At 69.4% G+C, this 24,925-nt stretch carries 21 protein-coding genes; 10 read left to right on the top strand and 11 right to left on the bottom strand.

Annotated features, from left to right (window positions below; all coding sequences use genetic code 11):
* Positions 1-42: 42 nt before the first annotated feature.
* Positions 43-5,892, top strand: a complete 5,850-nt coding sequence (gene uvrA, locus AVAK2825_RS10760; RefSeq protein ID WP_284397825.1) for an excinuclease ABC subunit UvrA — start codon at positions 43-45, stop codon at positions 5,890-5,892.
* Between the two features lie 181 nt (positions 5,893-6,073).
* Here the strand turns inward: uvrA and AVAK2825_RS10765 are convergent, their stop codons facing one another.
* Together AVAK2825_RS10765 and AVAK2825_RS10770 are read right to left on the bottom strand one after the other, a co-directional pair.
* Positions 6,074-7,060, bottom strand: coding sequence for a hypothetical protein (locus AVAK2825_RS10765; protein ID WP_284397828.1), 987 nt, complete (start codon positions 7,058-7,060; stop codon positions 6,074-6,076).
* Between the two features lie 5 nt (positions 7,061-7,065).
* Positions 7,066-7,614 carry a hypothetical protein gene (locus AVAK2825_RS10770; RefSeq protein ID WP_284397830.1) on the bottom strand — a complete coding sequence of 183 codons (549 nt, stop codon included), beginning with the start codon at positions 7,612-7,614 and terminating at the stop codon, positions 7,066-7,068.
* Positions 7,615-7,960: 346 nt separating this feature from the next.
* Between AVAK2825_RS10770 and AVAK2825_RS10775 the strand changes: the two genes are divergently transcribed.
* From AVAK2825_RS10775 to AVAK2825_RS10785, 3 genes are read left to right on the top strand one after another with little or no spacing between them, the layout of a single operon-like run.
* The gene (locus AVAK2825_RS10775; RefSeq protein WP_284397832.1) at positions 7,961-9,337 is read left to right on the top strand and encodes an aspartate aminotransferase family protein; all 1,377 of its coding nucleotides are present in this window, start codon (positions 7,961-7,963) and stop codon (positions 9,335-9,337) included.
* Positions 9,337-10,404 (top strand): GNAT family N-acetyltransferase, encoded by a 1,068-nt coding sequence (locus AVAK2825_RS10780; RefSeq protein ID WP_284397834.1) that lies wholly within the window; start codon positions 9,337-9,339, stop codon positions 10,402-10,404. Before AVAK2825_RS10775 ends, AVAK2825_RS10780 begins: the two co-directional genes overlap by 1 nt.
* Positions 10,401-11,312, top strand: coding sequence for an arginase family protein (locus AVAK2825_RS10785; protein ID WP_272565289.1), 912 nt, complete (start codon positions 10,401-10,403; stop codon positions 11,310-11,312). The genes AVAK2825_RS10780 and AVAK2825_RS10785 overlap by 4 nt, the downstream gene beginning before the upstream one ends.
* A 12-nt stretch (positions 11,313-11,324) precedes the next feature.
* Here AVAK2825_RS10785 and AVAK2825_RS10790 read toward each other — a convergent pair whose 3' ends face one another.
* The 9 genes from AVAK2825_RS10790 to AVAK2825_RS10830 all read right to left on the bottom strand — a co-directional run bounded on the left by AVAK2825_RS10790 (position 11,325) and on the right by AVAK2825_RS10830 (position 19,222).
* A complete protein-coding gene (locus AVAK2825_RS10790) occupies positions 11,325-12,551 on the bottom strand; it encodes a DegT/DnrJ/EryC1/StrS family aminotransferase (RefSeq protein WP_284397838.1) in 1,227 nt (408 codons plus the stop codon).
* On the bottom strand, positions 12,541-12,951 hold the full coding sequence (locus AVAK2825_RS10795; protein WP_284397840.1) for a DMT family transporter: 411 nt from the start codon (positions 12,949-12,951) through the stop codon (positions 12,541-12,543). Before AVAK2825_RS10795 ends, AVAK2825_RS10790 begins: the two co-directional genes overlap by 11 nt.
* Positions 12,948-13,274 carry an EamA family transporter gene (locus tag AVAK2825_RS10800; protein WP_272553130.1) on the bottom strand — a complete coding sequence of 109 codons (327 nt, stop codon included), beginning with the start codon at positions 13,272-13,274 and terminating at the stop codon, positions 12,948-12,950. The genes AVAK2825_RS10795 and AVAK2825_RS10800 overlap by 4 nt, the downstream gene beginning before the upstream one ends.
* 59 nt (positions 13,275-13,333) lie before the next feature.
* Entirely contained in the window at positions 13,334-14,227 is an 894-nt protein-coding gene (locus AVAK2825_RS10805; RefSeq protein WP_284398374.1) for an alpha/beta hydrolase, read from the bottom strand.
* An 11-nt stretch (positions 14,228-14,238) separates the two neighbouring features.
* Positions 14,239-14,892: an MtnX-like HAD-IB family phosphatase gene (locus AVAK2825_RS10810; protein WP_284398380.1), complete on the bottom strand. Its 654-nt coding sequence runs from the start codon at positions 14,890-14,892 to the stop codon at positions 14,239-14,241.
* Positions 14,893-14,962: 70 nt separating this feature from the next.
* Positions 14,963-15,886, bottom strand: coding sequence for an HlyD family secretion protein (locus AVAK2825_RS10815; RefSeq protein ID WP_284397843.1), 924 nt, complete (start codon positions 15,884-15,886; stop codon positions 14,963-14,965).
* Entirely contained in the window at positions 15,883-16,632 is a 750-nt protein-coding gene (locus tag AVAK2825_RS10820; protein WP_272565281.1) for an ABC transporter ATP-binding protein, read from the bottom strand. Before AVAK2825_RS10820 ends, AVAK2825_RS10815 begins: the two co-directional genes overlap by 4 nt.
* Positions 16,629-17,765, bottom strand: a complete 1,137-nt coding sequence (locus AVAK2825_RS10825; protein ID WP_284397849.1) for an ABC transporter permease — start codon at positions 17,763-17,765, stop codon at positions 16,629-16,631. The genes AVAK2825_RS10820 and AVAK2825_RS10825 overlap by 4 nt, the downstream gene beginning before the upstream one ends.
* Positions 17,762-19,222, bottom strand: coding sequence for an efflux transporter outer membrane subunit (locus AVAK2825_RS10830; RefSeq protein ID WP_284397851.1), 1,461 nt, complete (start codon positions 19,220-19,222; stop codon positions 17,762-17,764). The genes AVAK2825_RS10825 and AVAK2825_RS10830 overlap by 4 nt, the downstream gene beginning before the upstream one ends.
* A 212-nt stretch (positions 19,223-19,434) precedes the next feature.
* On the opposite strand from AVAK2825_RS10830, the gene AVAK2825_RS10835 reads away from it, so the two are divergent.
* From AVAK2825_RS10835 to AVAK2825_RS10860, 6 genes are all read left to right on the top strand, one after another.
* Positions 19,435-20,166, top strand: a complete 732-nt coding sequence (locus AVAK2825_RS10835) for a response regulator (protein ID WP_284397853.1) — start codon at positions 19,435-19,437, stop codon at positions 20,164-20,166.
* 15 nt (positions 20,167-20,181) lie between these two features.
* Positions 20,182-21,351 (top strand): sensor histidine kinase, encoded by a 1,170-nt coding sequence (locus tag AVAK2825_RS10840; protein ID WP_284397857.1) that lies wholly within the window; start codon positions 20,182-20,184, stop codon positions 21,349-21,351.
* Between the two features lie 184 nt (positions 21,352-21,535).
* A complete protein-coding gene (locus tag AVAK2825_RS10845) occupies positions 21,536-22,036 on the top strand; it encodes a hypothetical protein (protein WP_284397861.1) in 501 nt (166 codons plus the stop codon).
* Positions 22,037-22,148: 112 nt separating this feature from the next.
* The gene (gene pyrC / locus AVAK2825_RS10850; protein ID WP_284397862.1) at positions 22,149-23,198 is read left to right on the top strand and encodes a dihydroorotase; all 1,050 of its coding nucleotides are present in this window, start codon (positions 22,149-22,151) and stop codon (positions 23,196-23,198) included.
* A gap of 70 nt (positions 23,199-23,268) precedes the next feature.
* Positions 23,269-24,156 (top strand): NYN domain-containing protein, encoded by an 888-nt coding sequence (locus tag AVAK2825_RS10855; RefSeq protein ID WP_284397864.1) that lies wholly within the window; start codon positions 23,269-23,271, stop codon positions 24,154-24,156.
* Between the two features lie 4 nt (positions 24,157-24,160).
* On the top strand, positions 24,161-24,898 hold the full coding sequence (locus AVAK2825_RS10860; RefSeq protein ID WP_502870525.1) for a DUF3025 domain-containing protein: 738 nt from the start codon (positions 24,161-24,163) through the stop codon (positions 24,896-24,898).
* The last annotated feature ends 27 nt before the right edge of the window (positions 24,899-24,925 follow it).

Here is a 24,925-nt window from a genome sequence, read left to right on the forward strand (position 1 = left end):
CGTCCCTAGAATGCTCCGCCTCCCCTACCCGAAAGACCCCCGATGACCCAGGGATTGATCCGCATCCACGGTGCACGCCAGCACAACCTCAAAAACCTCGATCTGGACATCCGCACGGGTGAGTTGACGGTGGTGACGGGCCCCAGCGGTTCGGGCAAATCCAGCCTGGTGTTCGACACCCTCTACGCCGAGGGCCAGCGCCGCTACGTGGAAACCTTCAGCGCCTATGCGCGCCAGTTCCTCGACCGCATGGACAAGCCGGCCGTGGACAAGGTGGAGGGCGTGCCGCCCGCCATCGCCATCGACCAGACCAACCCGGTGCGCTCCAGCCGCTCCACGGTCGGCACGATGACCGAGTTGAACGACCACCTGAAGCTGCTCTTCGCCCGCGCCGGCCAGCTGTTCGACCGGCAGACCGCGCAGCCGGTGCGCCACGATTCGCCCGAGACCATCTACGCCGAACTGCAGCGCCGCTGCGCCGAGGCCGGCGACCCGCGCGTGGTGCTGACCTTCCCCGTCGAGCTGCCCGCCAACACCTCGCCCGAGCAGGTCGAGCAGTGGCTGTCCGCCAGCGGCTTCACCAAGGTCCAGGCCGAGCGCGAGGTCGCAACGCCCACCGGGCCCCGCAAGCTGCTCGATGTGGTGGCCGACCGGTTCCGCCTGGGCAATGCCGAGAAGGCGCGGGTGGTGGAGGCCATCGAGGTGGCGATCAAGCGCGGCACCGGGCGGCTGAACGTGTACCGGCTGGTGGACGACGGCGAGCCGGAACTGTGGCGGTTTTCCACCGGGCTGCACTGCCCCGACAGCGACCTGCGCTACAGCGAGCCGATTCCGTCGATGTTCTCGTTCAATTCGGCCGTGGGCGCGTGCGACACCTGCCGCGGCTTCGGCCGCGTGATCGGCGTTGACTACGGGCTCGTGATCCCCAACGAGAAGCTCACGCTGCGCGCGGGCGCGATCAAGACCATCCAGACGCCGGCGTGGAAGGAGGCGCAGGACGATCTCATGCGGCACGCCGAAACCGCAGGCATCCCGCGCGACACGCCCTGGTACAAGCTCACCGAGGACCAGAAGCAATGGGTCATCGGCGGCGCGCCCGGCTACAAGGACGGGCAGTGGAACAAGCAGTGGTACGGCATCAAGCGCTTCTTCGAGTACCTGGAGAGCAAGGCCTACAAGATGCACATCCGCGTGCTGCTGTCCAAGTACCGCAGCTACACGCCGTGCCCCACCTGCGGCGGCGCGCGCTTGAAGACCGAGAGCCTGCTGTGGCGCGTGGGCAGCAAGGAGGACGCCGACATCGCGATCGACCCGGCCCGCCGCTTCATGCCCCAGGGCGTGCAGTGGAGCCGCGCACAGCTCGAAGCGCTGCCCGGCCTGTGCCTGCACGACCTGATGCTGCTGCCCATCGACCGGCTGCGGCGCTTCTTCGACCGCATGGAGCTGCCCGAGGGCGACGCCGCCGCGGGTGGCGACGCGCAGGCGCTCAAGCTGCTGCATGAAGAGATCACCACGCGCCTCAAATACCTGTGCGACGTGGGCATCGGCTACCTCACGCTGGACCGGCAAAGCCGCACGCTCAGCGGCGGCGAGGTGCAGCGCATCAACCTGACCACGGCGCTGGGCACCTCGCTGGTGAACACGCTGTTCGTGCTGGACGAGCCCAGCATCGGCCTGCACCCGCGCGACATGCACCGCATCACCGAGGCCATGCTGCGCCTGCGCGATGCGGGCAACACGCTGGTGGTGGTGGAGCACGACCCGGCCGTCATGCTGGCGGCCGACCGCGTGATCGACATGGGCCCCGGCCCCGGCGAGCGCGGCGGCTCCATCGTGTTCGACGGCACCACGGGCGAGCTGCGCCGCGCCGACACGCTCACCGGCCAGTACCTGGCCGGCACCAAGCAGATCGGCATGGGCTACCAGCGCCGCGTGACCGAGGCCACGCCGCGCCTGATCCTGGAGGGTGCGCGCGAGCACAACCTGCAGAACGTGTCGGTGGAGTTCCCGCTGCAGCGCCTGGTCACCGTGACCGGCGTGAGCGGCTCGGGCAAGTCGAGCCTGATCCAGGACGTGCTGGCCCCGGCGCTGCTGCGCCACTTCGGCAAGGCGACGGAGACGCCCGGCGCGCACGACCGCCTGCTGGGCGCTGACCACCTGGGCGAGGTCGTGTTCGTGGACCAGTCGCCCATCGGCAAGACCGCCCGCTCCAACCCGGTGAGCTACGTGGGCGCGTGGGACGCGATCCGCGAGCTGTTCGCCGTGGCGCCGCTGTCGCGCCAGCGCAGCTACACCGCGGCCAAGTTCAGCTTCAATTCCGGCGACGGGCGCTGCCCGACCTGCGGCGGCTCGGGGTTCGAGCACGTGGAGATGCAGTTCCTGTCGGACGTGTACCTGCGCTGCCCCGACTGCGACGGCAAGCGCTACCGGCCGGAGATCCTGGAGGTGACCATCGAGCGCGGTGGTCGCTCCTTCAACGTGGCCGACGTGCTCGACCTCACGGTGAGCGAGGCGGCCGCCCTGTTCGCCGCCGACCGAGACGTGATCCGCGCGCTGCAGCCCATCGTGGACGTGGGCCTGGAATACGTGAAGCTGGGCCAGCCCGTGCCCACGCTGTCGGGCGGCGAGGCCCAGCGCCTGAAGCTGGCGGGTTTCCTCGCGGAAGCGGCGCGCGTGGAAAGCAAATCGCGCCAGCCGCTGGCGCGCAAGGGCACGCTGTTCCTGTTCGACGAGCCCACCACCGGCCTGCATTTCGACGACATCGCCAAGCTCATGCGCGCGCTGCGCAAGCTGCTGGACGCCGGGCATTCGCTGGTGGTCATCGAGCACAACCTGGACGTGATCCGTGCCAGCGACTGGCTCATCGACCTCGGCCCCGAGGGCGGCGACGGCGGCGGCCTGCTGGTGGCCGAGGGCACGCCCGAGGACGTGCGCCAGCACCCCACCTCGCACACGGGCGCCGCGCTGCGCGAGTACGAGCAGGCCCTGGGCGCGGGCGGCCACTCGGTGCACGAGAAGGCGGCGGTGCTACGAAAAGAGAAGCAGCGTGCCCTAGCGGAACATGCGCCGGCGGCCAAAAATGCCATTGAAATCGTCAACGCCAAGGAGCACAACCTCAAGAACCTGAGCGTGGACATTCCGCGCGGCCAGTTCAACGTGATCACCGGTGTGTCGGGCTCGGGCAAGTCGACGCTGGCGTTCGACATTTTGTTCAACGAAGGGCAGCGCCGCTACCTCGAATCGCTGAACGCCTATGCGCGCTCCATCGTGCAGCCGGCGGGCCGGCCCGAGGTGGATGCGGTGTACGGCATTCCGCCCACGGTGGCGATCGAGCAGCGCCTGTCGCGCGGCGGTCGCAAGAGCACGGTGGGCACGACCACCGAGGTGTGGCATTTCCTGCGGCTGCTGTACGTCAAGCTGGGCGTGCAGCACTGCATCCACGACGGCGCCGCCGTGCAGCCGCAGACGCCCGACAGCATCGCCGCGCAGCTGCTGCGCCACTTCAAGGGCCAGCACATCGGCCTGCTGGCGCCGCTGGTGATGAACCGCAAGGGCGTCTACACCGAACTGGCCGACTGGGCGCGGCCGCGCGGCTACACCCACCTGCGGGTGGACGGGCATTTCCTGCCCACCACGGGTTTTCCGCGCATCGACCGCTTCAAGGAGCACACCATCGAGCTGCCCGTGGCCAGCCTGGACGTGTCGCCCGAGAACGAGGGGCTGCTGCGCTCGTCGCTGGCGCGCGCGCTGGAACTGGGCAAGGGCGTGGTCCACGTGCTGAGCCAGCTCGATGGCCTGAAGGACGCGATGGTGGCCGGCACCGCCACCGCGCACATCGGGGCGCTGCAGGCGTTCTCCACCAAGCGCGCCTGCCCCGTGTGCGCGACCAGCTATGCCGAGCTGGACCCGCGCCTGTTCTCGTACAACAGCAAGCACGGCTGGTGCCCGGACTGCGTGGGCACGGGCGTCAAGCTCACCCGCGAGCAGCGCAAGGTGTTCGACGACTCGGTGCAGGACGACAAGGAAAAGGGCCGTGAGCAGACCTTCGCCGAGCCCGAAGCCGAGGACGTGGCCGACGTGGCCTGCCCCACCTGCCAGGGCACGCGGCTGAACGCCACGGCCCGCGCCGTGCGCTTCGGCGAGAACGCCGCCGCCGGCCGTGCCGGCGTGGGCATCGCCGACATCGCCGCGCTTTCGGTCACCGACATCCGCCAGTGGATCGAGGCGCTGCAGCAAGGCGCGGCCCTGAGCCAGCGCGAGGCCGACATCGCGCGCGACCTGATCCCCGAGATCCAGAGCCGGCTCGAATTCCTGGAAGAAGTGGGCCTGGGCTACCTCACGCTGGACCGGGGCGCGCCCACGCTGTCGGGCGGCGAGGCGCAGCGCATCCGCCTGGCGGCGCAGCTGGGCAGCAACCTGCAGGGCGTGTGCTACGTGCTGGACGAGCCCACCATCGGGCTGCACGCGCGCGACAACCAGATCCTGCTGAACGCGCTGCACAAGCTGGGCGACAAGGGCAACACGCTGGTGGTGGTGGAGCACGACGAGGACACCATCCGCCGCGCCGACCACATCATCGACATCGGCCCGAGCGCCGGCAAGCGCGGCGGGCGCCTGGTGGCGCAGGGCAGCGTGGCCGACGTGCAGGCCGCCGAGGATTCGCAGACCGGTCGCTACCTGCTGCATGCCATGCGGCACCCGCTCAAAGCCCGTCGCCCGGTGGTGGTGCCCGTGCACATCGCCCGCTCGGATGCTACTGTTTTAATAGCTAGCAAGGCAGAAAGTACTAAGGCATCCGGCCAGAAAGAGGCCGAAGCCGCGCAGCCGGAGCACTGGCTGACCGTGCGCGGGGCGAAGCTGCACAACCTGCAGGGCGTGACCGCCAGCGTGCCGCTGAACCGCCTGGTGGCCGTGACCGGTGTGAGCGGCTCGGGCAAATCGACCCTGGCGCGCGACGTGCTGCTGGCCAACGTGCAGGCCTGGGTGCAGCAGCGCTCCACCAAGGCCGGGCGCGATGCGATGGACGCCGGCAAGGCGCCGCCTCTCGTGGGCTGCAGCGGCCTGTCGGGCTTCGAGACCGTAGACCGCGTGCTGGAGGTGGACCAGACCCCCATCGGCAAGACGCCGCGCAGCTGCCCCGCCACGTACATCGGCTTCTGGGACACCATCCGCAAACTGTTCGCCGAAACGCTGGAGGCCAAGGCGCGCGGCTATGCGGCCGGGCGGTTCAGCTTCAACACCGGCGAAGGCCGCTGCCCCAGCTGCGAAGGGCAGGGCATCCGCACCATCGCCATGAGCTTCCTGCCCGACGTGAAGGTGCCCTGCGAGACCTGCCACGGCGCGCGCTTCAACCCCGAGACGCTGGCCGTCACCTGGCGCGGCAAGAGCATCGGCGACGTGCTGCAGATGGAAGTGGACGAGGCCGTGGAGTTCTTCGCCAGCATGCCCAGCATCGCGCACCCGCTGCAACTGCTCAAGGACGTGGGCCTGGGCTACCTCACGCTGGGCCAGCCCAGCCCCACGCTGTCGGGCGGCGAGGCGCAGCGCATCAAGCTGGTGACCGAGCTGACCAAGGTGCGCGACGAGGTCGGCCGCCGCGGCCAGAAGGCGCCGCACACGCTCTACGTGCTGGACGAGCCCACGGTGGGCCTGCACATGGCCGACGTGCACAAGCTCATCCAGGTGCTGCACCGGCTGGTGGACGGCGGGCACAGCGTGGTCGTCATCGAGCACGACCTCGACGTGATCGCCGAGGCCGACTGGATCCTCGACCTGGGGCCGGAAGGCGGCCGGGAAGGGGGCCGCATCGTCGCGGCGGCCGCGCCGGAAGAGGTGGTGCGGCTGGGCACGCACACGGGCAAGGCCCTGGGGCCGGTGCTGGCGCGGGGGTAGCAAAAGGAGCGGCGGGGTTCCGGTAACCCCGTTGCTGGCGCAGCAACTTCGTGGTCCTACCTAGCGAATCCTTGTCTTGAAGGCAGGCTGCGGATGGCGAGTCCGCTGCCGTTTTTCGTGGACGGGAGTAACGATGGAAGAACTCGAAATCGCTTGGTTTCCCAGACGCAACCGATCCATTTCAAAGAAATGACGAAACGCTCTCCCGTGCAATCGCGTTGATCATGTCCTCATAAACCTGCATGACCTTTTCGTAAGCGCCGGGCTTTTCTCGCAGCATATTTTTGACGTAATCCATCCTGCTGTCGGAGCATTCGACACCGGATGCGCACCGGTTGACTACGTCGAATTCGGTTGAATCACAATTCAAACCCAAACCACAAGGCAGCAGGTAGATGGCAAGACCCACATCGGTATCGGAGGTGAGTGGGTAGAAATGGCCATTGAATTTGTATCCACGCATGCCCGTGTCGGGATCGGCTTGCAGCGCGATGCGTGGGCCGATATCTTCGATCACCATCGGATCTTGGGTTGCCAGCAGTTGGGTCAATGCGGCTTTTCGATTTTGCTTTTGCTCCTCATTGCTGTTGCTGAGGCCGGTGGTTTTTTCTAGAAAAGCTTTTTCTGCGAGCAGCAAGGGGTCTTTGTCCCGCAGGCCGTTGGATTTGACTTCAGAAATTCTGCTATCAGACAATTCATCCGCGATGAAGTTGCTGCATCGGGCCCGCAAAATATCGGTTGCTTTGGAAATGGCGCCATATTTTTCATCGTTCTTTCCGATGCTGTAGGGCGTTTGTACTTGTTTAAAGTATTTTCCTGCGACGATACTTTTGCATTGGGACAGCGCTTGCGCTGCGTAATAAGTGCCACCGCGCTCGGGGTGTTGCAACGCGTACAGGACGAACTCGCGGAGATCTTTGGATCCGTTGTAGCGGTCCAAAATTGGAGCGGATAAGGCCGTTTTTTTTGATGAGGCTTCGTCCGGGTTTTGTTTTGCTCCGTCAAGGCTCGGAGCAACGTTCAAATGCGAACCGCCAGTGTTCTGTATCAAATTTTCAGTGGGAGGGCGTGCGGTTTTTGGGGTCGGCTTGCTCACCATTAAAACGCCGACCACTGCAGCGATACCGATGGCTGAAATTACTGCGAGCCTTTTTCTATTTTTTTTCATGCTCATCATCCTTGATTGCATTTGCGGTGGGTCGGCTTGTTGATGTTGATGGAGTCAGGAAATGGAGTGTCTATCAACTTGATGGAAGAGTATTTGTAGCCTGGATTGATCGCCCAGGTTTCTCTGCTGCCATCTGCATACGAAACAGTAAAGCCATTGTATGTGACCCCATTCATCGAGATTTTAAAATCCCTGGCGAAATCTCGGTAGGCATCCAGCGTTCCAAGATTTGTCATGTCATTGAATACCTCTTGGGCCGCCAGCCAGCGATTTGTCACATCCGAGTTTTTTGTCGTGCTTTTAGCGCCTGAACTCACCCTTGCGAGGCATACACTCGTCCCGCTTTCAATGGCGGACATCTGAGCCATGATGTCGATGCTGTCTCCTAAAACGACAGTTCCATAATAGCCTGGGCTGTTATAAAAGCCGGTGAATGGATCTGGACTGGCTACCACGGTCACATCTGGCAGAGTCGGCTCATTCGTTAGTCCAACAGGTGAATGTGCCAACCCGAAAAAAGCAATGGACGGATAAAGCAGATACTTGATTTTCATTTTCCTCCCTTGTCTGAAGTTGATTAGATCAACTTTCTGAAGGGTGGAATTATTGTTATTGAGACGTCCATCGTCAATTGCTTTTTCGTAACAAAAAAGTACGTAATATCGAGGCTGCTCATGTCTTGTGAACGAGGTAGTCCTTGTGGGCGCATAGGCATCCACTGGCCCAGTCACCGGCGAAATCAACAGCCGCGATGGGAAGCCGGTGACGCTCCACGATTTGCACACAAACGCTCGATAGACGGTCAAGGTTGGGGGGCCAGACTGCGCTGCAGATGCTGAAGGCCAAGCCCGTTGCGGGATGCCAAGGCATGCAAGCCAACCCTCTGGAGCCCCTTCCGACATGAGCCAAGACAACGCCCAACTGCTGGCCGACGAAGCAAAGTACTGCTCGTTCGGCGACACCGTTCACTACGTCAACCCGCCCAAGATCTTCGACGGCTGCGACGGCAGCTACATGTACGACGCCGAGGGAACGCCCTACCTCGACCTGCAGATGTGGTACTCGGCCGTGAACTTCGGCTACAAGAACAAGCGGCTGGAAGAGGTCATGATCCGCCAGCTGCAGACCCTGCCGCAGGTGGCCAGCCAGTACCTGCACCCCACGAAGATCGAGCTGGCGAAGTTCATCGCCCAGGACGCCGAAGCCAAGTGGGGCAACGCGGGCCGCGTGCACTTCAACGTGGGCGGCGCACAGGCCATCGAGGATTCGCTCAAGGTGGTGCGCAACGCCAGCGGCGGCAAGAGCCTGATGTTCGCCTTCGAGGGCGGCTACCACGGCCGCACGCTGGGCGCCTCCAGCATCACCTCCAGCTACCGCTACCGCCGCCGCTTCGGCCACTTCGGCGACCGCGCGCAGTTCCTGCCGTTTCCCTATCCGTTCCGCCGCCCCAAGGGCATGACGGCCGAGGAATACTCCGAATCGCTGGTGCAGGAGTTCGCGCGCAAGTTCGAGAACGAATACCACGCCGTGTGGGACCCCAAGACGCGCCAGTGCGAATACGCGGCCTTCTACGTCGAGCCCATCCAGGGCACGGGCGGCTACGTGGTGCCACCGGCCAATTTCTTCAAGGGCCTCAAGAAGGTGCTGGACGAGCACGGCGTGCTGCTGGTGGTCGATGAGATCCAGATGGGTTTCTGGCGCACCGGCAAGCTGTGGTCGGTCGAGAACTTCGGCGTGAAGCCCGACGTGCTGGTGTTCGCCAAGGCGCTGACCAACGGCCTGAACGCGCTGTCCGGCCTGTGGGCGCGCGAGGAACTGATCAACCCCACGATCTTCCCGCCGGGCTCGACGCACTCCACCTTCGCCTCCAACCCGCTGGGCACGGCGCTCGGCCTGGAGGTGATGAAGATGACGCACGAGATGGACTTCGGCGCCCAGGTGCGCGACAGCGGCGCCTACTTCCTGGAAGGACTCAAGGACCTGCAAAAGCGCCACAAGGAGATCGGCGACGTCGACGGCCTGGGGCTGGCGCTGCGGGCCGAGATCTGCACCGAGGACGGCTTCACGCCCAACCGCGCGCTGCTGGACAAGATGGTGGACATCGGCCTGGAAGGCAATCTCGAATACAAGGGCCAGAAGCGCGGCCTGGTGCTGGACGTGGGCGGCTACTACAAGAACGTCATCACGCTGGCGCCTTCGCTCATGATCACGCGCCCCGAGATCGACGAGGCCCTGGTGCTGCTGGAGCAGCTCCTGACGCGCGCCAAGCGCAGCTGATGCCCTGGCGCAACGCGCTCGAGCCGCAGGCGCTGGCCGGGCACTTCGCCGCGCACCCGCCGCAGGGCTTCACGGTGCTGCAGGGTCTGCCGGCGCCGGCCTTCGCGGCGCCGCTGGACCTGCTCACTACGGCGGACGATGCGCTCAAGGCCCGGGTGCGGGCGCTGCCGCTGTTCGCGCGCTGGTCCCGCTGGCTGCGGGTGGCCACGGGGTTCGTGGGCACCACGGTGACCGAATACGCACCGCTGCCCGCGGATGGCTCCGCGCCCGATGCTCTCGCGCAGGCCGTGCGCGCGGGGCCGGGGCGGCGCTTCGCGCTGGCCATCATCAAGGACCTGCCGCAGCAGTCGCCCTTGCTGTCCGACGCCGACAACGCCTACGCGGCCGCCCTGGCGCACGCCTGCGAGCGCGAAGGCTTCGTGCTGGTCGAAGGGCAGGCGCTGGCCTATGTGCCCATCGACTTCGCGAGCATCGCCGACTACCTGGGCCGCCTGTCCGCCAGCCGGCGCCAGAACCTGCGCCGCAAGCTGCGCAGCCGCGCGGGGCTGGCGGTGCGCCACATCGCCACGGGCACGGCCTTTGCCGACGACGCCGTGGTGGATGCCTACTACGCGCTGTACGAGGCCGTGTACGCGCAGAGCGAGGTGCACTTCGACCGGCTCACGCGCGGTTTCTTCGCCGCCGTGCTGCGCGATGCGTCCAGCGGCGGCATCGCCTTCGAATACCGCCAAGCCGCCTCGGGCGAGCTGCTGGGCTGGAACCTGTGCTACGTGCATGGCGGCCGCCTGGTGGACAAGTACATCGGGCTGGCCTATCCGGCCGCGCGCGAGGCCAACCTGTATTTCGTGAGCTGGATGGAAAACCTCGAATACGCGCTGGCGCACGGCCTCACGCACTATGTCGCCGGCTGGACGGACCCCGAGGTCAAGCGCAGCCTGGGCGCGCGCTTCACCTTCACCCGTCACGCGGTGTACGTGCGCCAGCCCGTGCTGCGCGCCCTGGCGCGGCGGTTCGCCGGGCGCTTCGAGAGCGACCGGCAGTGGCGCGACCGCGCGGAGGCCGCATGAGGCCGGCGGACTGGCCACCGGTCGTGCTCGACCTCGACGGCGCCGTCGGGGCGCTGCCGGACGAGCGGCGCATCGATCTGGCGCAGGACTGGCACGAGGCGCTGCGGTTCGGCTGCGGCCTGGCCCGCATCCGGGCCTTCGGCGGCCTGCTCGACGCCCGGCTGCCGGCCTTCGACCGCCACGGCCCGGTCTTCATGGGCAGCGGCGATTTCCACCACCTGAGCTGGCCGCTGATCGCCCGCTGCATCGCCGCGCGCGGGCACACCGCCGCGCGGCCCCTGCGCGTGGTGGTGCTGGACAACCACCCGGACAACATGCGCTTTCCCTTCGGCGTGCACTGCGGCTCGTGGGTGCGCCGCGTGGCGATGCTGCCGCAGGTGTCGCACGTGCACGTGGTCGGCATCACCTCGGGCGACATCGGCCTGCGCCACGCGTGGGAGAACTACCTCGCGCCGTTGCGGGCCGGCCGGCTCACCTACTGGAGCGTGGGGGTGGATACGCGCTGGGCGCGCTGGCTGGGCCTGCAGGCGCGGTTTCGCAGCCTGCCCGATGCCGACGCGCTCGCCGCTACGCTGTACCGCGTGCTCTCGGCCCACCGCCAGCCCACCTACCTCAGCATCGACAAGGACGCGTTCTCGCCCTCGGTCGTGCGCACCAACTGGGACCAGGGCGTCCTGGGCGCGCACCACGGCGCCGCCCTGATCTCCGCGCTGCGCGGGCAACTCGTGGGCAGCGACGTGACGGGTGAGGTGTCCGTGCACCGCTATCGCACGGCGTGGAAGCGGTGGCTCAGTGCGGGCGACGGGCAGGACACAGCCCAGGCCGACGCGGCGCTGCCGCAGTGGCAGGCGCAGCAGGCGGCGTTCAATCGGGTGCTGCTGGGCCAGCTGGCGATGGCGGCGGATTGAACGGCGCGCGGGCTAAGTCCGCACCGCCTGCGCCAGCGTGGCGCAGATCCGCTCGAAGCCCGCGTCGTCCAGCCAGGGGCTGTTGCTGATGGACAGCACCTGCGTGGCGAATCGCCGGGCCTGGGGCAGCCCTGCCGCGCGGTCCTCCGCCGAAACGAGGTGGGCGTATCGCCCGTAGTCGGGCAGCACGTGCACGAAAGGCACGCCCACGCCCAGGCCGGCGCCCCACAGGGCCGCCAGGGCGGCCTCGCGGGCTGCGGCGTGGGGCAGCAGCACCAGCAGGGTGGGCCAGGTGCCCTGCGCACCGCCGGCGGCCACGCTGTCCTCCAGCACCTGCAGCCCTGCGATGCCGCGCAGCCGTGCGACCCGCGCTGCGGCGCGCGCTTGCGCCGCGGCCAGCCAGTCGGGCAGCCGCGCGAGCGCCCGCACGCCCACCGCCTGCCGCCAGCGGCCCACGCGGTGCAGCGGAATGCGCGGCGAGAAATCGTCCCCCGCGGCGCCCACGCGGTCGCCCCGGGCGAGCGCCCGGCGCAGCGGCGCGCCGTAGGCCATCGGCAGGGTGGCCGGGCGGTAGAGCGCGGCGTAGCCCAGCAGTTCGGCGCTGCGGCGCAGTTCCCAGAAGATGCGGCGCGGCACGGTGCTGCGGCTGGCGTGCAGGCATGCGGTGCGCAGTTGCGGGTCGGCTGCGATGAGCGCGCCACCCTCGAAAAGGGTCAGCCCCTTGCCCACCGCCAGGCTGAAAAAAGCGAGGTCGCTGTTGGCCCCCACGCTCGCGCCGGCCACGCGCGCACCCAGGGCCTGCGCCGCGTCCTCGATGACCCAGGCGCCCGCGGCCCGCGCCAGGCTGCGCACGTTGGCCGTGTCCACCACGCGGCCAGCCAGGTGCGTGGGCAGCACCGCCAGCGTGCGGTGGCCGCACAGCGGATCGAGCTCCGCCAGGTCCAGGTCGAGCGTGCCGGGGCCGAGGTCGCAAAGCCGCAGCTTCAGGCCGCAGTGCGCCACCGCCATGGCCACCAGCGGGCAGGTATAGGCCGGCACCACGACTTCGTCGCGGTCCGGCGCCAGCGTGCGCAGTGCCGTGAGGGCGACCACCAGCGCGGCGGTGCCGGAGCACTCCACCTGCACGGTGGGCACGCCCAGAAAGCGCGCGAGCGCACTGCCCAGGTCGGCATCGCCGCCGGGCAGCAGGTCGGCCATCCGCAGCGGCAGGCCCGCGGTGGGCGGGGCTTCACGCGCCATCGTGCGCCGGGACGTGCTCGGCCCTGGGCTCGGCATCGGCCTCGCTGCGAGCCAGGCAGGCGATGCCGCCCAGGATGAGTACCGCGCCCGCCACCTGCGGCCAGCCGATGGGTTCGTTGAACCACACGGCAGAGATCGCCAGCACCGAGACGACTTCCAGGTGCGAAGCGGCGAACGCCGGGCCGATCGGGGCGTGCTCCAGCAGCGTCATCCAGGTGAAGAACGCGCCCAGGTAGCCGATGAAGGCCCCGTAGATCCACGGGTGCCCGAAGACCCGCACCAGCCAGTCGGCGGACAGTTCCAGCGGCAGCGCGTGCTCGCCCGCGAGCTTGAAGCTGATCTGCGCCAGCGTGTCGAATGCCACCAGCGCGAGGAACCCGAGGGCATAGAAGCGCTTCATCCGTGCAGCCCCACGACGGCCACGCCGGCCGACACCAGCAGGATGCCGGCCACGCGCATGCGCGACAGCTTCTCGCGGAACAGGAACCGGCCGGCCACCATGACGGCCACGATGTTGATGGAGCCCAGCAGCACGCCGTCCGACAGCGGCACGAGCGAGAGGAACGCCAGCCACACCAGGAACTCGGCGACGTAGCAGCCCACGCCGATCCACAGCCACGGCCGGCGCGCCATGAAGGCCCAGCGGGCCAGGCCGCTGCCGGCGCGCGGGTCGGCCGTGGCCGCCGCCTTGAACGCCAGCTGCCCGCCCGTGTCCACCAGCATGTTCAGCGCCCAGAGCGCCGCCACCAGTGGCGTGATGCCGCCCTCGGCCCCGGCCGGGTTCACGGCGTGCCCCCGCGGGCGACGTGCTCCGCGAACGCGACGGTGCGCGCCACGACGGCGCGGCGCTCCCGGTCGATGGTGATCATGTGGTAGCTGTCGTCCAGCAGCACCAGCTCCACCGGCGCGTACCGCACGCCCTGCACGATGGCCTGGGCGTTGGCGGCCGAGGCGATGTCGTCGTGGCGCGCATGCAGCACGAGGCAGGGCGAGCGCACGGCGTCCAGGCGCCGGCGCACGTGGGCCGCCAGCGCGCGCATCTCGATCACCGACCACCATGGGTTGCCCGGCAGGCCGGCCGCCGCGCTGTCGCCCGACTGCATCTGCGCCACCACGCGCTCGCGCAGCGCCGCGTCCTTGATGCCGTAGGGCGGTTGCTCCATGAAGACGCGGCGGCGCCCGATGCCGAGCATGCGAAACAGCGGCAGCAAAAACGACAGCCGCGTGTACGCGGGCATGCTCCAGCCGTCGTAGCGGAAGGTGGGCGACAGCGCCACCACGCCGGCCACCTGGGCCGGGCGATCGGCGGCCAGCGCCAGCGCCAGCACGGCGCCCATCGAGAGGCCGCACGCCACGAGCCGGCCGCCGGTCACCATCGCCAGCCGGTCGGCGCCGCGCTGCACGCTGGCGTGCCAGTCCTGCCAGCGCGTGGCGACCAGATCGTCCTGCGTACCGCAGTGGCCGGCCAGCTGCACGGCCAGCACGGTGAAACCGGCGCGGTGCAGGCCCTTGGCCAGCAGGCGCATTTCGTTGGGCGTGCCGGTCAGCCCGTGGATCAGCAGCACGCCGGTGCCGGCGTTCGGGCCGTGCCCGCGCAGCAGGTACTCGTGCTGCGTTCCGGCATCGCCGGGGCGGGCCGCAGCGTCGCCCAGGGGGAGGGCGGTTTCGCGGGACATCACGGCGGCGTTCATGCCGCCAGTTCCAGTGCCACGGGCTGCGGCAGCAGGGCCAGCGCCTGCGAGAAATCGGTGAACGCCGCATGGGCGATGCCGTGGTCCACGCAGTGCTGGATGAGCTTGTACTTGGCCAGCACGAGGTCGGCTCGGCCGGACACGCAGAAGTCCGAGGTGCTGTCGCCCACGTACAGCACGCGGCCATGCCGCTCGCGCTGCTCGGCCAGGCGTTCGCATTTGCAGTTGCCGCTGGCGCGCGCGCAGGCGGCGCTGGCCCAGGGCGACTGCAGCTGCCAGCTGCGCGGGCCGGTCTGCACCAGCCGGTTGGCGATCACCGGCAGGTCGCCCAGGCCGTGGCGTTCCAGCACGGCATGGATGGCGTAGTCGATGCCGTCGCTCACCACCTGCACCGGCATGCCCCGCTCGCGGGCTGCGCGCACGAAGGCGCCGAAGTGCGGGTCCACCGCGATGGTGGCCAGGTGCGCGTCCAGCTCGGCGCGGTCCATGTCGAGCAGGGCCACCTGGCCCTTCATGCATTCGCGCGAGCCGATCTCACCGCGCTCCCAGGCGGCCTCGAGCGCCTCCCAGCCGTCGCGGCCGAAGCGCTGCAGCAGCGAGTCGGTCACGTCTTCGGTGCTGATGGTGCCGTCGAAGTCGCATTGCACCATCCAGCCCGAGCCGGTCGCGGGCTGGGACACATGGCGTGCATCGACCAGGGCGATGCGGTGGGTTCTGGCGTCATTCATGGAAGCTCACTCTCACGTTCTGTCCGACCCGCGCGGTGGGCGCCTGATCGAACTCCAACACACATTCGACGATGCGCACGGGGCCGCGCTGGACGTCGTCCTGCAGCCGCCCGGTGCCGAGCACGGGGCTGATGCGCACCACATGCGCCGGCGGCATCGCCGCAGCGGCGGTGTCGCCATCGGTGGTGACGGTGGCGCGCTGGCCCACGTGCACCTGGGCCGCGTAGCTTTCGTTCAGTTCGGCCCGTACCACGAGCGGGCGGCGCGGCAGCAGCGTGATGGCCGCTGCGCTGCCCGACGCCGGCGCGCGCTGGCCGGCCTGCGTGCCCACGCGGACCACGGTGCCGTCTTCCGGCGCGTGCAGCTCCAGCCGTGCGCGCTGCGCCTGCACCTGGGCCAGGCGGCTGCGCGCCACTTCGGCCTCGGCCTGCGAGACGGCGAGGTCGGCTTCGGCATCGCGCACGGCCTGCAAGGCTTCGTCGGCACGCTGGGGTTCGGCGGCGCCGGCGGTCACTGCCTCGGACAGCCGCGCCGCCGTGCGGCGCAGGGCCGGCAGGCGCTGGGCGCGTGCCTGGTGGCGGGCCTGGGCCAGGTGCAGTTCGGACTGGGCGACCGCGGCTTCGCTGCCCGCGGCATCGCCCGCCAGGCGCAGCAGCAACTGGCCGCGCTGCACGGTCTGCCCTTCCTGCACGGCGACGGCCTGCACCAGCCCTTCCTGGGCGGGCGACAGTTCGAGCAGGCCGCCCGGCACTTCGATCTTGCCGCGCGCCACGGCCACCTGGGCCGGGGGCGGGGGCTCAGCCGCGACGGCCGAGGGCAGGGGCTTTTCGTTGCAGGCGACCAGCAGCACGGCCGTGGCGAGGAGCGCCGGGATCAGGCCGAGCAGCGACGGGGGCGTAAGGGGCAGGCGGGTCATGGGGTGTTCGTGGTCAGTGGCGCGTCGGGCTGGCGCCAGTCGCTGCGGATGGCGCCGTCCTCCATGCCCAGCACCCGGTCGGCATGGCGCACCAGCCGGGGGTCGTGGCTCACGCACAGCACCGTGGTGCCGTGCGCATGGGCGATGCGGTGAAGGATGTCGATGACGCGCTGGCCGCTGTCGGCATCCAGCGCGCTGGTGGGTTCGTCGGCGAACAGCAGTTGCGGTTCCTTGGCGATGGCCCGCGCGATGGCCACGCGCTGCTTTTCTCCACCGGACAGCTGCGCGGGCCGCATGCTGGCGCGGTGCGACAGGTCCACCTCGTCCAGGGCGCGGCGGGCGCGCTTTTCGCTCTCGCGGTCGCTCAGGCCCAGGTAGCCCAGCGGCAGTTGCACCTGTTCCAGCGCCGTCAGGGCGGGAAACAGATTGAAGCCCTGGAACACGAACCCCGTGTGGTGCAGCCGAAAGCGTTCGAGCGCGCGCACGCTGAGCGCGCCCAGGTTCTCGCCCAGGGCGATGGAATGGCCTGCGTCCGCCCGCTGCAGGCCGGACAGCAGCGATAGCAGCGTGCTCTTGCCGCAACCGGAGGGGCCGGAGATGAGCGTGAGCTCGGCCGGGTAGATGGACAGCGTGAGGCCTTCGATGACCTGCACGCGCACGACGCCCGACACGAACGACTTGTGCACCTGCACCGCCTGCAGGCTGGGCGTGAGGCGGGGGGCTTCGGGAGCGGTGCCGTGGTTCATCGCAGGAGCAGGGCCGGGTCGGCCCGCAGCAGGCCACGGATGGCGAAGAAACCCGAGAACAGGGCCACGATCCCGACCAGCACCGCGCAGGCGGCGGCTACGCGCGGCGTCATGGCGACCGGCACGCCATAGGCGGCGGCCACCCCCAGCAGCGCCGCGCTGGTGGCGCCGGCGACCAGCAGGCCCAGCCCGCCGATCCAGCAGGCCTGCTCGATCACGAGCCGGCCCAAAGCGCCGCGGCTGGCGCCCAGGGCATTGAGCACGGCGTATTCGCGCGCCGTGCCGGCCACCACGCCCATGAGCGACTGGCTGGTGACCACGGTGCCGACGAGGCACACGACGATCACCATGAACAGCACGGCCACGCCGGCGCCGGTGTCGAACATCCAGTACAGCTGCGACCGGCGCGAGAACTGCCGGGCCGTCCACACCTCGAACGGGCCGAAACCCGGGCCGCCCTGCGACAGCCGGGCCTGGGCGGCCGCGGCGTCCGCAGGGCTGCGGGTGCGTGCCACCACATAGGTGCTGCCGGAGCCGGCTTCGGCACCGGCGATCTCGCGCGCGGTGTCCAGCGAGGCCAGTACGTTCACGCCACCCAGGCCGCGCAGGCCGTCCACGGCCGCGGCCACGCGCACCGGATGGCTGTTGATCCACGCGGTCTGGCCGACCCGCACGCCCAGCGTGTCCAGATCGGCCCGGTCCACGATCACCGCGCCCGGCTCGCGCAGCGCATCGCGTTGCCATGGAGCGATGAGGCGTGCAAACAGCATGCCGTCGGGCGCGCTGCGGATGCCCGAGACATAGACCGAGATGCCGCCCGCGCCCGCCTGGGCACTGCGCCAGTCGCCATCGACCCAGAGGTAGGGCTCGACGGCGGTCACGGCGGGGTCCATGCGCATCCGGCTTTCCACGTCGCGGCCGATGGCGCGGCCGAAGTTCACGCTCTGCGTGCCCGGGTAGCCGGCCCAGAGATCGGCTGTCGAGGCCCGCACATAGACGGCGGCGCTGCCGAAGATGCCGAGCACCAGTGCGGCCTGCACCATCAGCAGCAGTCCGGAGAACCCCACGGCGAACACCGCCGGCACGAAGCGGCGCCATTCGTGCACCAGGGTCTTGCGGGCCAGTGGAATCATGGCGCGGTCCCCGCGATGTTCTCCGCGATGTGCGTGGCCTCGGGCGCGGCCGCCCCGGCCGTGGGCTCGGCCGGCGGCAGCGGCGCACCGCCCAGGGCTTTGTAGAGGGCCACGAAGGCGAGGGCGCGGGCGTCCTGCGCCGTATCCCATTCCGCGGCGGCCTGCAGTTCGGCGCGCCGCTGCGGCAGGGCGTCGTATTCGCTGGCCAGCCCGAGGCGGATCTGCGCCTGCCCGGCCACCGTCCGCTGGCGCAGCAGGCCCAGGGCCTGGGCGAGCGCGTCCGCGCGGGCCTGCTGCGCCCCCAGGGCCGCGAGGGCGCCCTCCACCTCGGCCACGCCGTTGTTCACGGCCTTGCGGTAGCCGAGGAGCGCGGCGTTCACTGCTTCCTGCCGGGCCTGCACCTGCATCTGCCTGCGGCCCCAGTCGAACAGTGGAATGTCGATGACGGGCCCGAGCGCGGGGGCGTTTTCGCTGCGCGTGCGGAAATGCTGGGTGATGTTGTACGAATAGAGCAGCGAACCCATGAGCGAGATGCGCGGGTACAGCTCGGAGCGCGCCAGCCCCAGCGCAGCGGCCGCCTTGTTCACCTCGGCCTCGGCGGCGTGCACGTCGGGGCGGGTGCGCAGCAGGTCGGCGGGCAGTTCGGTCAGGGCGAACGGCGCCAGCGCCGAAGGGGCGCTGCCGGGCACCTCGGCGCTCCAGGCCGGATCGGGCGTGGTGCGGCCCACCAACACGGCCAGGGCCTGCGCGGCACGGGCACCGGCTTCGGCCAGGGGCGCCTGCGCGGCGCGGGCCTGCGACGCCCGCACGCGGGCCTGCATGATCTCGTCCGCCGGTCCCAGGCGGGTGCGCAGCCGCACCTCGGCCAAGGCGGCGCTGCGCTCGTCCAGGGCGGCCATCTGCGCCAGCCGCTGGGCCTGGCGGCGCGCGGCGCGCAGGTCGAGGTAGTTGCGCACCACATCGGCCACGACCGCCACGCGAACGCCCTGGGCATCGGCCCCGGCCGCATCCAGCTCGGCTTCGCCGGCCTGGCGCGTGCTTTCGCCGGCGCCGAAGAGGCCCAGCTCCCACACCATGTCCAGGCTGGCGTGAAAGTAGGTGTCGGTGGCCGAAATGTCCTGCAGCGAACGGGCGCTGGCGCCCAGCGACGGCCGGAACTGCAGGGCGGCGCGGCCCGATTGCAGTCGGGCCTCGCGCAGCCGGCTGGCGGCCTGCGCCAGGTCGAGGTTGCTGGCCAGCGCTTCCTGCACGAGGGTATCCAGCGCAGGGTCGTTGAAGGCCTTCCACCAGGACCGCAGGTCGGCCGCCGGCGCACCGGCGGGCGCCGGCTGGCTCCAGGTCGCTGGCACCGGGGCCACGCCCTGTACCGAGGGGGCGTCGGCCCCCCCGAGCGCGGTGCACCCGGCCACCAGGACGGACAGCGCGGCGCACGGCAGGAGGCGAAGGGATCGGTTCACGCGGACAGGACCTGGAGGGGGAAGGGCATTCGGGAAGGTTTTCAGCGGGCATTGGGCCCGCCAAAATTCGCGCAGCCGTGAATACCGTGTGGAGAAAGCGTGGAGACGCGCCGGGGCCCGGTGCGGAGGGCGGCCCATGGATAATCGGCCGGCGATGTGCCGCCCTCGGACCCTCCCCGGGCCCCGTGGCCGCCGCCCTAGCCCCTGGTGCCATGAACAGTCCTGCCCCTCTGCCTGGTCCGCTTGTCCTCGTGGTCGAGGACGAACCCGGGATCGCCAGCATCCTCACGGCCTACCTGCAGCGCGACGGGCTGCGGGCGCAGCAGGCCGGCAACGGTCTGGACGCCCTGCGGCTGTTTCGCCAGCTGCGGCCCGACATGGTGCTGCTGGACATCCACCTGCCCGGCATGGACGGGCTGGACGTGCTGCGCGCCATCCGCGAAGAGGGTCAGACCCCGGTCATCATGGTCACCGCACTGGCGGACGACATCGACAAGCTGCTCGGCCTGCGCCTGGGGGCCGACGACTACGTGGTCAAGCCCTTCAGCCCGCCCGAGGTGGTGGCCCGTGTGCGCGCCGTGCTGCGCCGCACGCGGTCGCAGGAAGCGCCTGCCACCACGCCGATCCGCGTGGGCCGGATCGAGATCGACCAGCAGGCCCATGCCGCCCTGGCCTATGGCGAGGACGGGCGCGCCGTGCCGCTGCCGCTCACGTTGACCGAGTTCCGGCTGCTGGCCTGCCTGGCGGCGCAGCCCAAGCGCTGCTTCTCGCGCGGCCACCTGATCGAGCATTGCCTGCCCGAGAGCGACGCGCTCGACCGGGTGATCGACTCCCACCTGTCCAAGCTGCGGCGCAAGCTGCAGCAGGCCGGGCAGGGCGAGCTGATCGAGACGGTGCGCGGCATCGGCTACCGCCTGTGGCCCGGCGAGTCCGCCGAGGCCTGACCCGAGCCGCGCGCCATGCAAGGCTCCATCCTCGATCGCATCTGGGTCCGCTTCGGGCTATACATCGCCGGGACGCTGCTCGCCACCATGGGCCTGCTGGCGGCCAGCGTGGTCGTGTTCTCCGAAATGCAGTACCGCGATTTCTACCGCAGCCTGCCCGCCACCGTGCAGCACGAACTGGACGAGCTCAACGACCATGACCAGGAGGACAGCCCCCAGGCGATGGCGATCTACGGGCAGTACTGGCGCGGCGACCTGCTGTTCGGCGAGAAGTGGTCGCTGGTCGTCGGGCTGGTGGTGTGCCTGCCTTTCGGGTTGGCCGTGGGGTTCTGGGTGTCGCGCTTGGTCACGCAGCCCGTGGCCTCGATGGCCGAGGCCGCCACGCGCGTGGCGATGGGCGACTTCACCGTGCGGGCGCAGCCGGGCCGCTACAAGGGCGAGATGGCCGAGATGGTGGGCCACTTCAACCAGATGACCGATGCGCTGGAGGACATGGCGCGCGAGCGCCGCGCCACCGCCGCCTCCATCTCGCACGAGTTGCGCACGCCGCTGACCGTGCTGCGCGCGCGCTTGCACGCGATCTGCGACGGCGTCATCGAGGCCGACGCCGCCGAGTCGCGCGCGCTGCTGGAGCAGGTCGAGTACCTCGGGCGCCTGGTCGGCGATCTGCACACCCTGTCGATGGCCGAGGCCGGCCAGCTATCGCTCAAGATGGCGCCGCAGGACCTGGCGGAACTGGTGCGCGAAGCGCTGGCAGGCCACGCCAGCCGCATCGCCGAACACGGCGTGGCGCTCGATTTGCAGGTGCCGCAGGCCCCGAGCACGGCGCTGGTGAATGCCGACCCCGACCGCCTGCGGCAGGTGCTGTTCAACCTGGTCGAAAACGCGCTGCGCCACGCGGGCGACGGCGGCTGGCTGGGCGTGGCGGTCGAGGTGACGGCTGCCGGTGTGGCGCTGCGCGTGAGCGATGCCGGGGCCGGGCTGCCTACCGAGATGCTGTCGCGGCCGTTTCGACGCTTTCCGCACGCACCCGGACACGGGGGCGAAGGCTCTGGCCTGGGGCTGTCCATCGTCCATGCCCTGGTGGTCCGCCAGGGCGGCACGGTCGAGGTGGAAAACCGCCCGGAGGGGGGCTCTTGTTTCACCGTGCGGTTTCCGGCGGTGGCGCCCCAGGCGTTGGCTTGAAGGGTTGCCTCCCCGCCTGCGCTGCGCCCGGCGGGCACGGGCGGTGCGGGAATCTGTCCTACGGACCCCGCTGCCAAAGACCCACAGCAGGGGCGAAAGGCCATTTCTAGGATCGGGGCTTGTCGCGAGGACGGGGCCTGACACCCGTTCCTGCGACTTTCCAATGACCGATCCTGACTGACCCATGAACGCTTTTCTCAAGACCTTTTCCGCTGCCGCCTGCACCGCCTTGCTGCTCACCGCCTGTGGCGGCGGCAACGACGACGATCCCACCCCGAGCGACCAGCCCGGCGTGCTCACGGTGAGCAACGCCACGGTCTCTGGCCTGAACGGCGTGTACGGCGACGGCACCATCAACCTGACCGATGTGGAAAAGAAGAACCCGGTGGGTTCGTCGCCCGAAGTCTGCACCTTCCGTTTCGACGGCGCCAAGAAGGTCGGCTCCAGCGACCAGGCCTCCGGCGACGTGCGCTACCAGCCCAATGCCGGCAACCTGTACATCGCCTTCCTCACGTTCTCGCAGCGCGAATTCAGCGCCACCGACTGGAGCGACACCACCGTGTCGCGCGATTCCAACCAGGTGCGCCTGCTGAGCAAGACGCTCACGGCCACCGATGGCTCGGGCGACCGCATCACCGTCTCGGGCATCGTGCCCATGCGCGGCAACCGCCCGTCCGGCTGCTGATCCGAAATACCAACCCGCAACCCCCTCGCCCCATTATTTGGGGTTTACCCTGTCCATCCTCCCGGGTGGGCAGGGTTTTTTCATGGGCCGGTGCGATGGGACAATGGCGCCCATGACCGCTGCCCACTCCCCCGACACCCTCACGATCACCCGCCCGGACGACTGGCACCTGCACGTGCGCGACGGCGAAGCGCTGCTCACCGTCGTGCCGCACACGGCCGCCCAGTTCGGGCGCGCCGTCATCATGCCCAACCTGCGCCCGCCCGTGACCACGGCGGCCCTGGCCACGGCGTACAAGGAGCGCATCCAGGCGGCGGTGCCGCCCGGCGTCGCCTTCGAGCCGCTGATGACGCTGTACCTCACCGACAACCTGGCGCCCGAGGAGATCGTGCGCGCCAAGGCGGCGGGCGTGGTCGCCCTCAAGCTCTATCCCGCCGGCGCCACCACCAACAGCGATGCCGGCGTGACCGATCTGCGCAAGACCTACCGCACGCTGGAGGCCATGCAGAAGGCCGGCCTGCTGCTGCTGGTGCACGGCGAGGTGACCAGCAGCGACATCGACCTGTTCGACCGCGAGGCCGTGTTCATCGAGCAGCAGCTCATTCCGCTGCGCCGCGACTTTCCGGAACTGAAGATCGTCTTCGAGCACATCACCACCCGGGATGCGGCGCAGTACGTGCAGCAGGCCGACCGTTTTACCGCGGCCACCATCACCGCGCACCACCTGCTCTACAACCGCAACGCGATCTTCACCGGCGGCATCCGCCCCCACTACTACTGCCTGCCCGTGCTCAAGCGCGAAACGCACCGGGTGGCGCTGGTGGAGGCGGCCACCAGCGGCAGCGACAAATTCTTCCTGGGCACCGACAGCGCGCCGCACCCGGCCCACCTCAAGGAGCATGCGAGCGGCTGCGCCGGCTGCTACACCGCCCATGCAGCGATCGAGATGTATGCCGAGGCGTTCGACCATGCCGGTGCGCTGCACCAGCTCGAAGGCTTCGCCAGCTTCCACGGCCCCGCGTTCTACGGCCTGCCGCGCAACCAGGGCACGATCACCCTGCGCCGCGAATCGTGGACGCCGCCGGGCAGCTTCGCCTTCGGCGAGGCCGAACTCAAGCCGCTGCGCTCGGGCGAGGCGCTGCCGTGGCGGGTGGTGGGGTGAACGCCACCGCGCACCCGGCGTGCCTGCCCGCCTTGGCGGCCGTGCTCCGACAGTCCCTGCGAGGCCACCCATGACCGCTTTTTTCATCGACGCCGACAACCTGTGTGCGCCCGCCTGGGTGGAGGAGGCCTTTCGCACCCTGGAGCAGCACGAGGGCAGCGTGTCCTTGCGCCGCGCATACGGCAGTGCCGACAAGCTCAAGGGGCTCGGGGAGGTGCTGCGCACCCGCATGATCCGGCCCTACATGAACCTGTCGCTGACCAAGAACACGACGGACGTGGCCCTGGCGGTCGATGTGATGGAGCTGTCCTATGCGCCTTCGCGCCCGTCCACCATCGCGATCGGTTCGGGCGACGCCGACTTCGTGCCGCTGGTGTTGCGGCTGCGCGAGCGCGGGTTCCGGGTGGTGTGCCTTTCCGATCGCGGCAAGATGGCGCCCGAGGCCGTCAATGCCTACGACCAGGTGTTCCTGGTCGGGCCGGAGGGCGATCAGGTGACCGAGGTCCCCGCCACGATGCCGGAGGCCGCGCCACCGGCCCCCCGAAGCCGCGCGGCCAAGAAAGCGCCCGCGCGCGAAACCACCCCGCGCAAGGCCGCTGCGCCCAAGCCGGCGGTGCAGGCCGCACCGGCCAAGAAGGCGCCTGCGAAGAAAGCCGCCGCCAAGAAGGCGGCTTCCACCACGGCGACCAAGGCGGCGGCTAACGCTGGGGCGGATGGCCGTCGGGCGGGCTCGGGCGCCGGCGAGGCCGTGAGCGTCCGCCACATCCTGGACCACGCCCCCGCCCTGAAAGCCGGGCAGTGGCAGCCGCTGGGCGACATCGTGAAACTGCTGCACGACGCCAAGCTGCTGGGCAAGAACACGGCATCGACCAAGCTGTTCAAGAAATTCCCCGACCATTTCGAGCTGAAGCCCCAGACGCAGCCCAACGCGGTCCGTTACCTCCCTGAGGCACGCTGAATCCGTGGACCCCGGCGCGTTCGGCGCGGTGCCGCCCTGGCTGCAGCCGTTTGAAGACCTGGGCCCCGGGGTCCGGGCGGCATGGCAGGCCGGCACGCCCCTGCCGGACGCCCTGAACCGGATGCCGGGCGCCGCCGTGCGATTCGTGTCGCACTCGGCCCTGCCGGCGGGCCGGGCCTACGAGGCGTTCATCTTCGACACCGGCACCGTCCCCACCCGCGACAACCTGCACGATTTTTTCAACGGCCTGGTCTGGCTGCGCTATCCGCAGGCCAAGCGCCGGCTGAATGCCCTGCAGGCCGAGGCCATCGCCCAGACCGGGGTGGGCGCAGTGCGCGGGCCGCTGCGCGACGCGATCACGCTGTTCGATGAAAACGGCGCCGTGCTGTTCGCCCCCGCGCCGCTGTGGCAGGCGCTGGCGGCGCGCGACTGGCGGCGGTTGTTCGTCGATCTGCGGCCGCTGTGGCGGCAGGCGCAGTTGCTGCTGTTCGGCCATGCCTTGCTGGAAAAACTCGAGGCGCCAAGAAAACCGATCACGGCGCATGTGTATCAAGCGCAGGGTGCTATGGATTCGGTAGCGGATGTGGATGCCTGGCTGGCCGGCGCGCTCGATGCGGCGCACCTGGCCACCAAGCCTTTTCTGCCGCTGCCGGTGCTCGGCGTGCCCGGCTGGTGGCCCGGGAACGAGAACTTTTGCTTCTATGATGACTCCCTTGTATTCCGCAGCGCGCGCCCCGCATAACAAACCACACCAGGGCCATCGCAACGC

The sequence above is a fragment of the Acidovorax sp. SUPP2825 genome (assembly GCF_030158995.1).
In the GTDB taxonomy this organism is placed as follows: domain Bacteria; phylum Pseudomonadota; class Gammaproteobacteria; order Burkholderiales; family Burkholderiaceae_C; genus Paracidovorax.

Excerpts from the sequence above, each read along its gene's own strand:
- uvrA (WP_284397825.1), top strand. The coding sequence starts at position 43 with ATGACCCAGGGATTGATCCGCATCCACGGTGCACGCCAGCACAACCTC.
- AVAK2825_RS10765 (WP_284397828.1), bottom strand. The coding sequence starts at position 7,060 with ATGAAAAAAAATAGAAAAAGGCTCGCAGTAATTTCAGCCATCGGTATC.
- AVAK2825_RS10770 (WP_284397830.1), bottom strand. The coding sequence starts at position 7,614 with ATGAAAATCAAGTATCTGCTTTATCCGTCCATTGCTTTTTTCGGGTTG.
- AVAK2825_RS10775 (WP_284397832.1), top strand. The coding sequence starts at position 7,961 with ATGAGCCAAGACAACGCCCAACTGCTGGCCGACGAAGCAAAGTACTGC.
- AVAK2825_RS10780 (WP_284397834.1), top strand. The coding sequence starts at position 9,337 with ATGCCCTGGCGCAACGCGCTCGAGCCGCAGGCGCTGGCCGGGCACTTC.
- AVAK2825_RS10785 (WP_272565289.1), top strand. The coding sequence starts at position 10,401 with ATGAGGCCGGCGGACTGGCCACCGGTCGTGCTCGACCTCGACGGCGCC.
- AVAK2825_RS10790 (WP_284397838.1), bottom strand. The coding sequence starts at position 12,551 with ATGGCGCGTGAAGCCCCGCCCACCGCGGGCCTGCCGCTGCGGATGGCC.
- AVAK2825_RS10795 (WP_284397840.1), bottom strand. The coding sequence starts at position 12,951 with ATGAAGCGCTTCTATGCCCTCGGGTTCCTCGCGCTGGTGGCATTCGAC.
- AVAK2825_RS10800 (WP_272553130.1), bottom strand. The coding sequence starts at position 13,274 with ATGCTGGTGGACACGGGCGGGCAGCTGGCGTTCAAGGCGGCGGCCACG.
- AVAK2825_RS10805 (WP_284398374.1), bottom strand. The coding sequence starts at position 14,227 with ATGTCCCGCGAAACCGCCCTCCCCCTGGGCGACGCTGCGGCCCGCCCC.
- AVAK2825_RS10810 (WP_284398380.1), bottom strand. The coding sequence starts at position 14,892 with ATGGTGCAATGCGACTTCGACGGCACCATCAGCACCGAAGACGTGACC.
- AVAK2825_RS10815 (WP_284397843.1), bottom strand. The coding sequence starts at position 15,886 with ATGACCCGCCTGCCCCTTACGCCCCCGTCGCTGCTCGGCCTGATCCCG.
- AVAK2825_RS10820 (WP_272565281.1), bottom strand. The coding sequence starts at position 16,632 with ATGAACCACGGCACCGCTCCCGAAGCCCCCCGCCTCACGCCCAGCCTG.
- AVAK2825_RS10825 (WP_284397849.1), bottom strand. The coding sequence starts at position 17,765 with ATGATTCCACTGGCCCGCAAGACCCTGGTGCACGAATGGCGCCGCTTC.
- AVAK2825_RS10835 (WP_284397853.1), top strand. The coding sequence starts at position 19,435 with ATGAACAGTCCTGCCCCTCTGCCTGGTCCGCTTGTCCTCGTGGTCGAG.
- AVAK2825_RS10840 (WP_284397857.1), top strand. The coding sequence starts at position 20,182 with ATGCAAGGCTCCATCCTCGATCGCATCTGGGTCCGCTTCGGGCTATAC.
- AVAK2825_RS10845 (WP_284397861.1), top strand. The coding sequence starts at position 21,536 with ATGAACGCTTTTCTCAAGACCTTTTCCGCTGCCGCCTGCACCGCCTTG.
- pyrC (WP_284397862.1), top strand. The coding sequence starts at position 22,149 with ATGACCGCTGCCCACTCCCCCGACACCCTCACGATCACCCGCCCGGAC.
- AVAK2825_RS10855 (WP_284397864.1), top strand. The coding sequence starts at position 23,269 with ATGACCGCTTTTTTCATCGACGCCGACAACCTGTGTGCGCCCGCCTGG.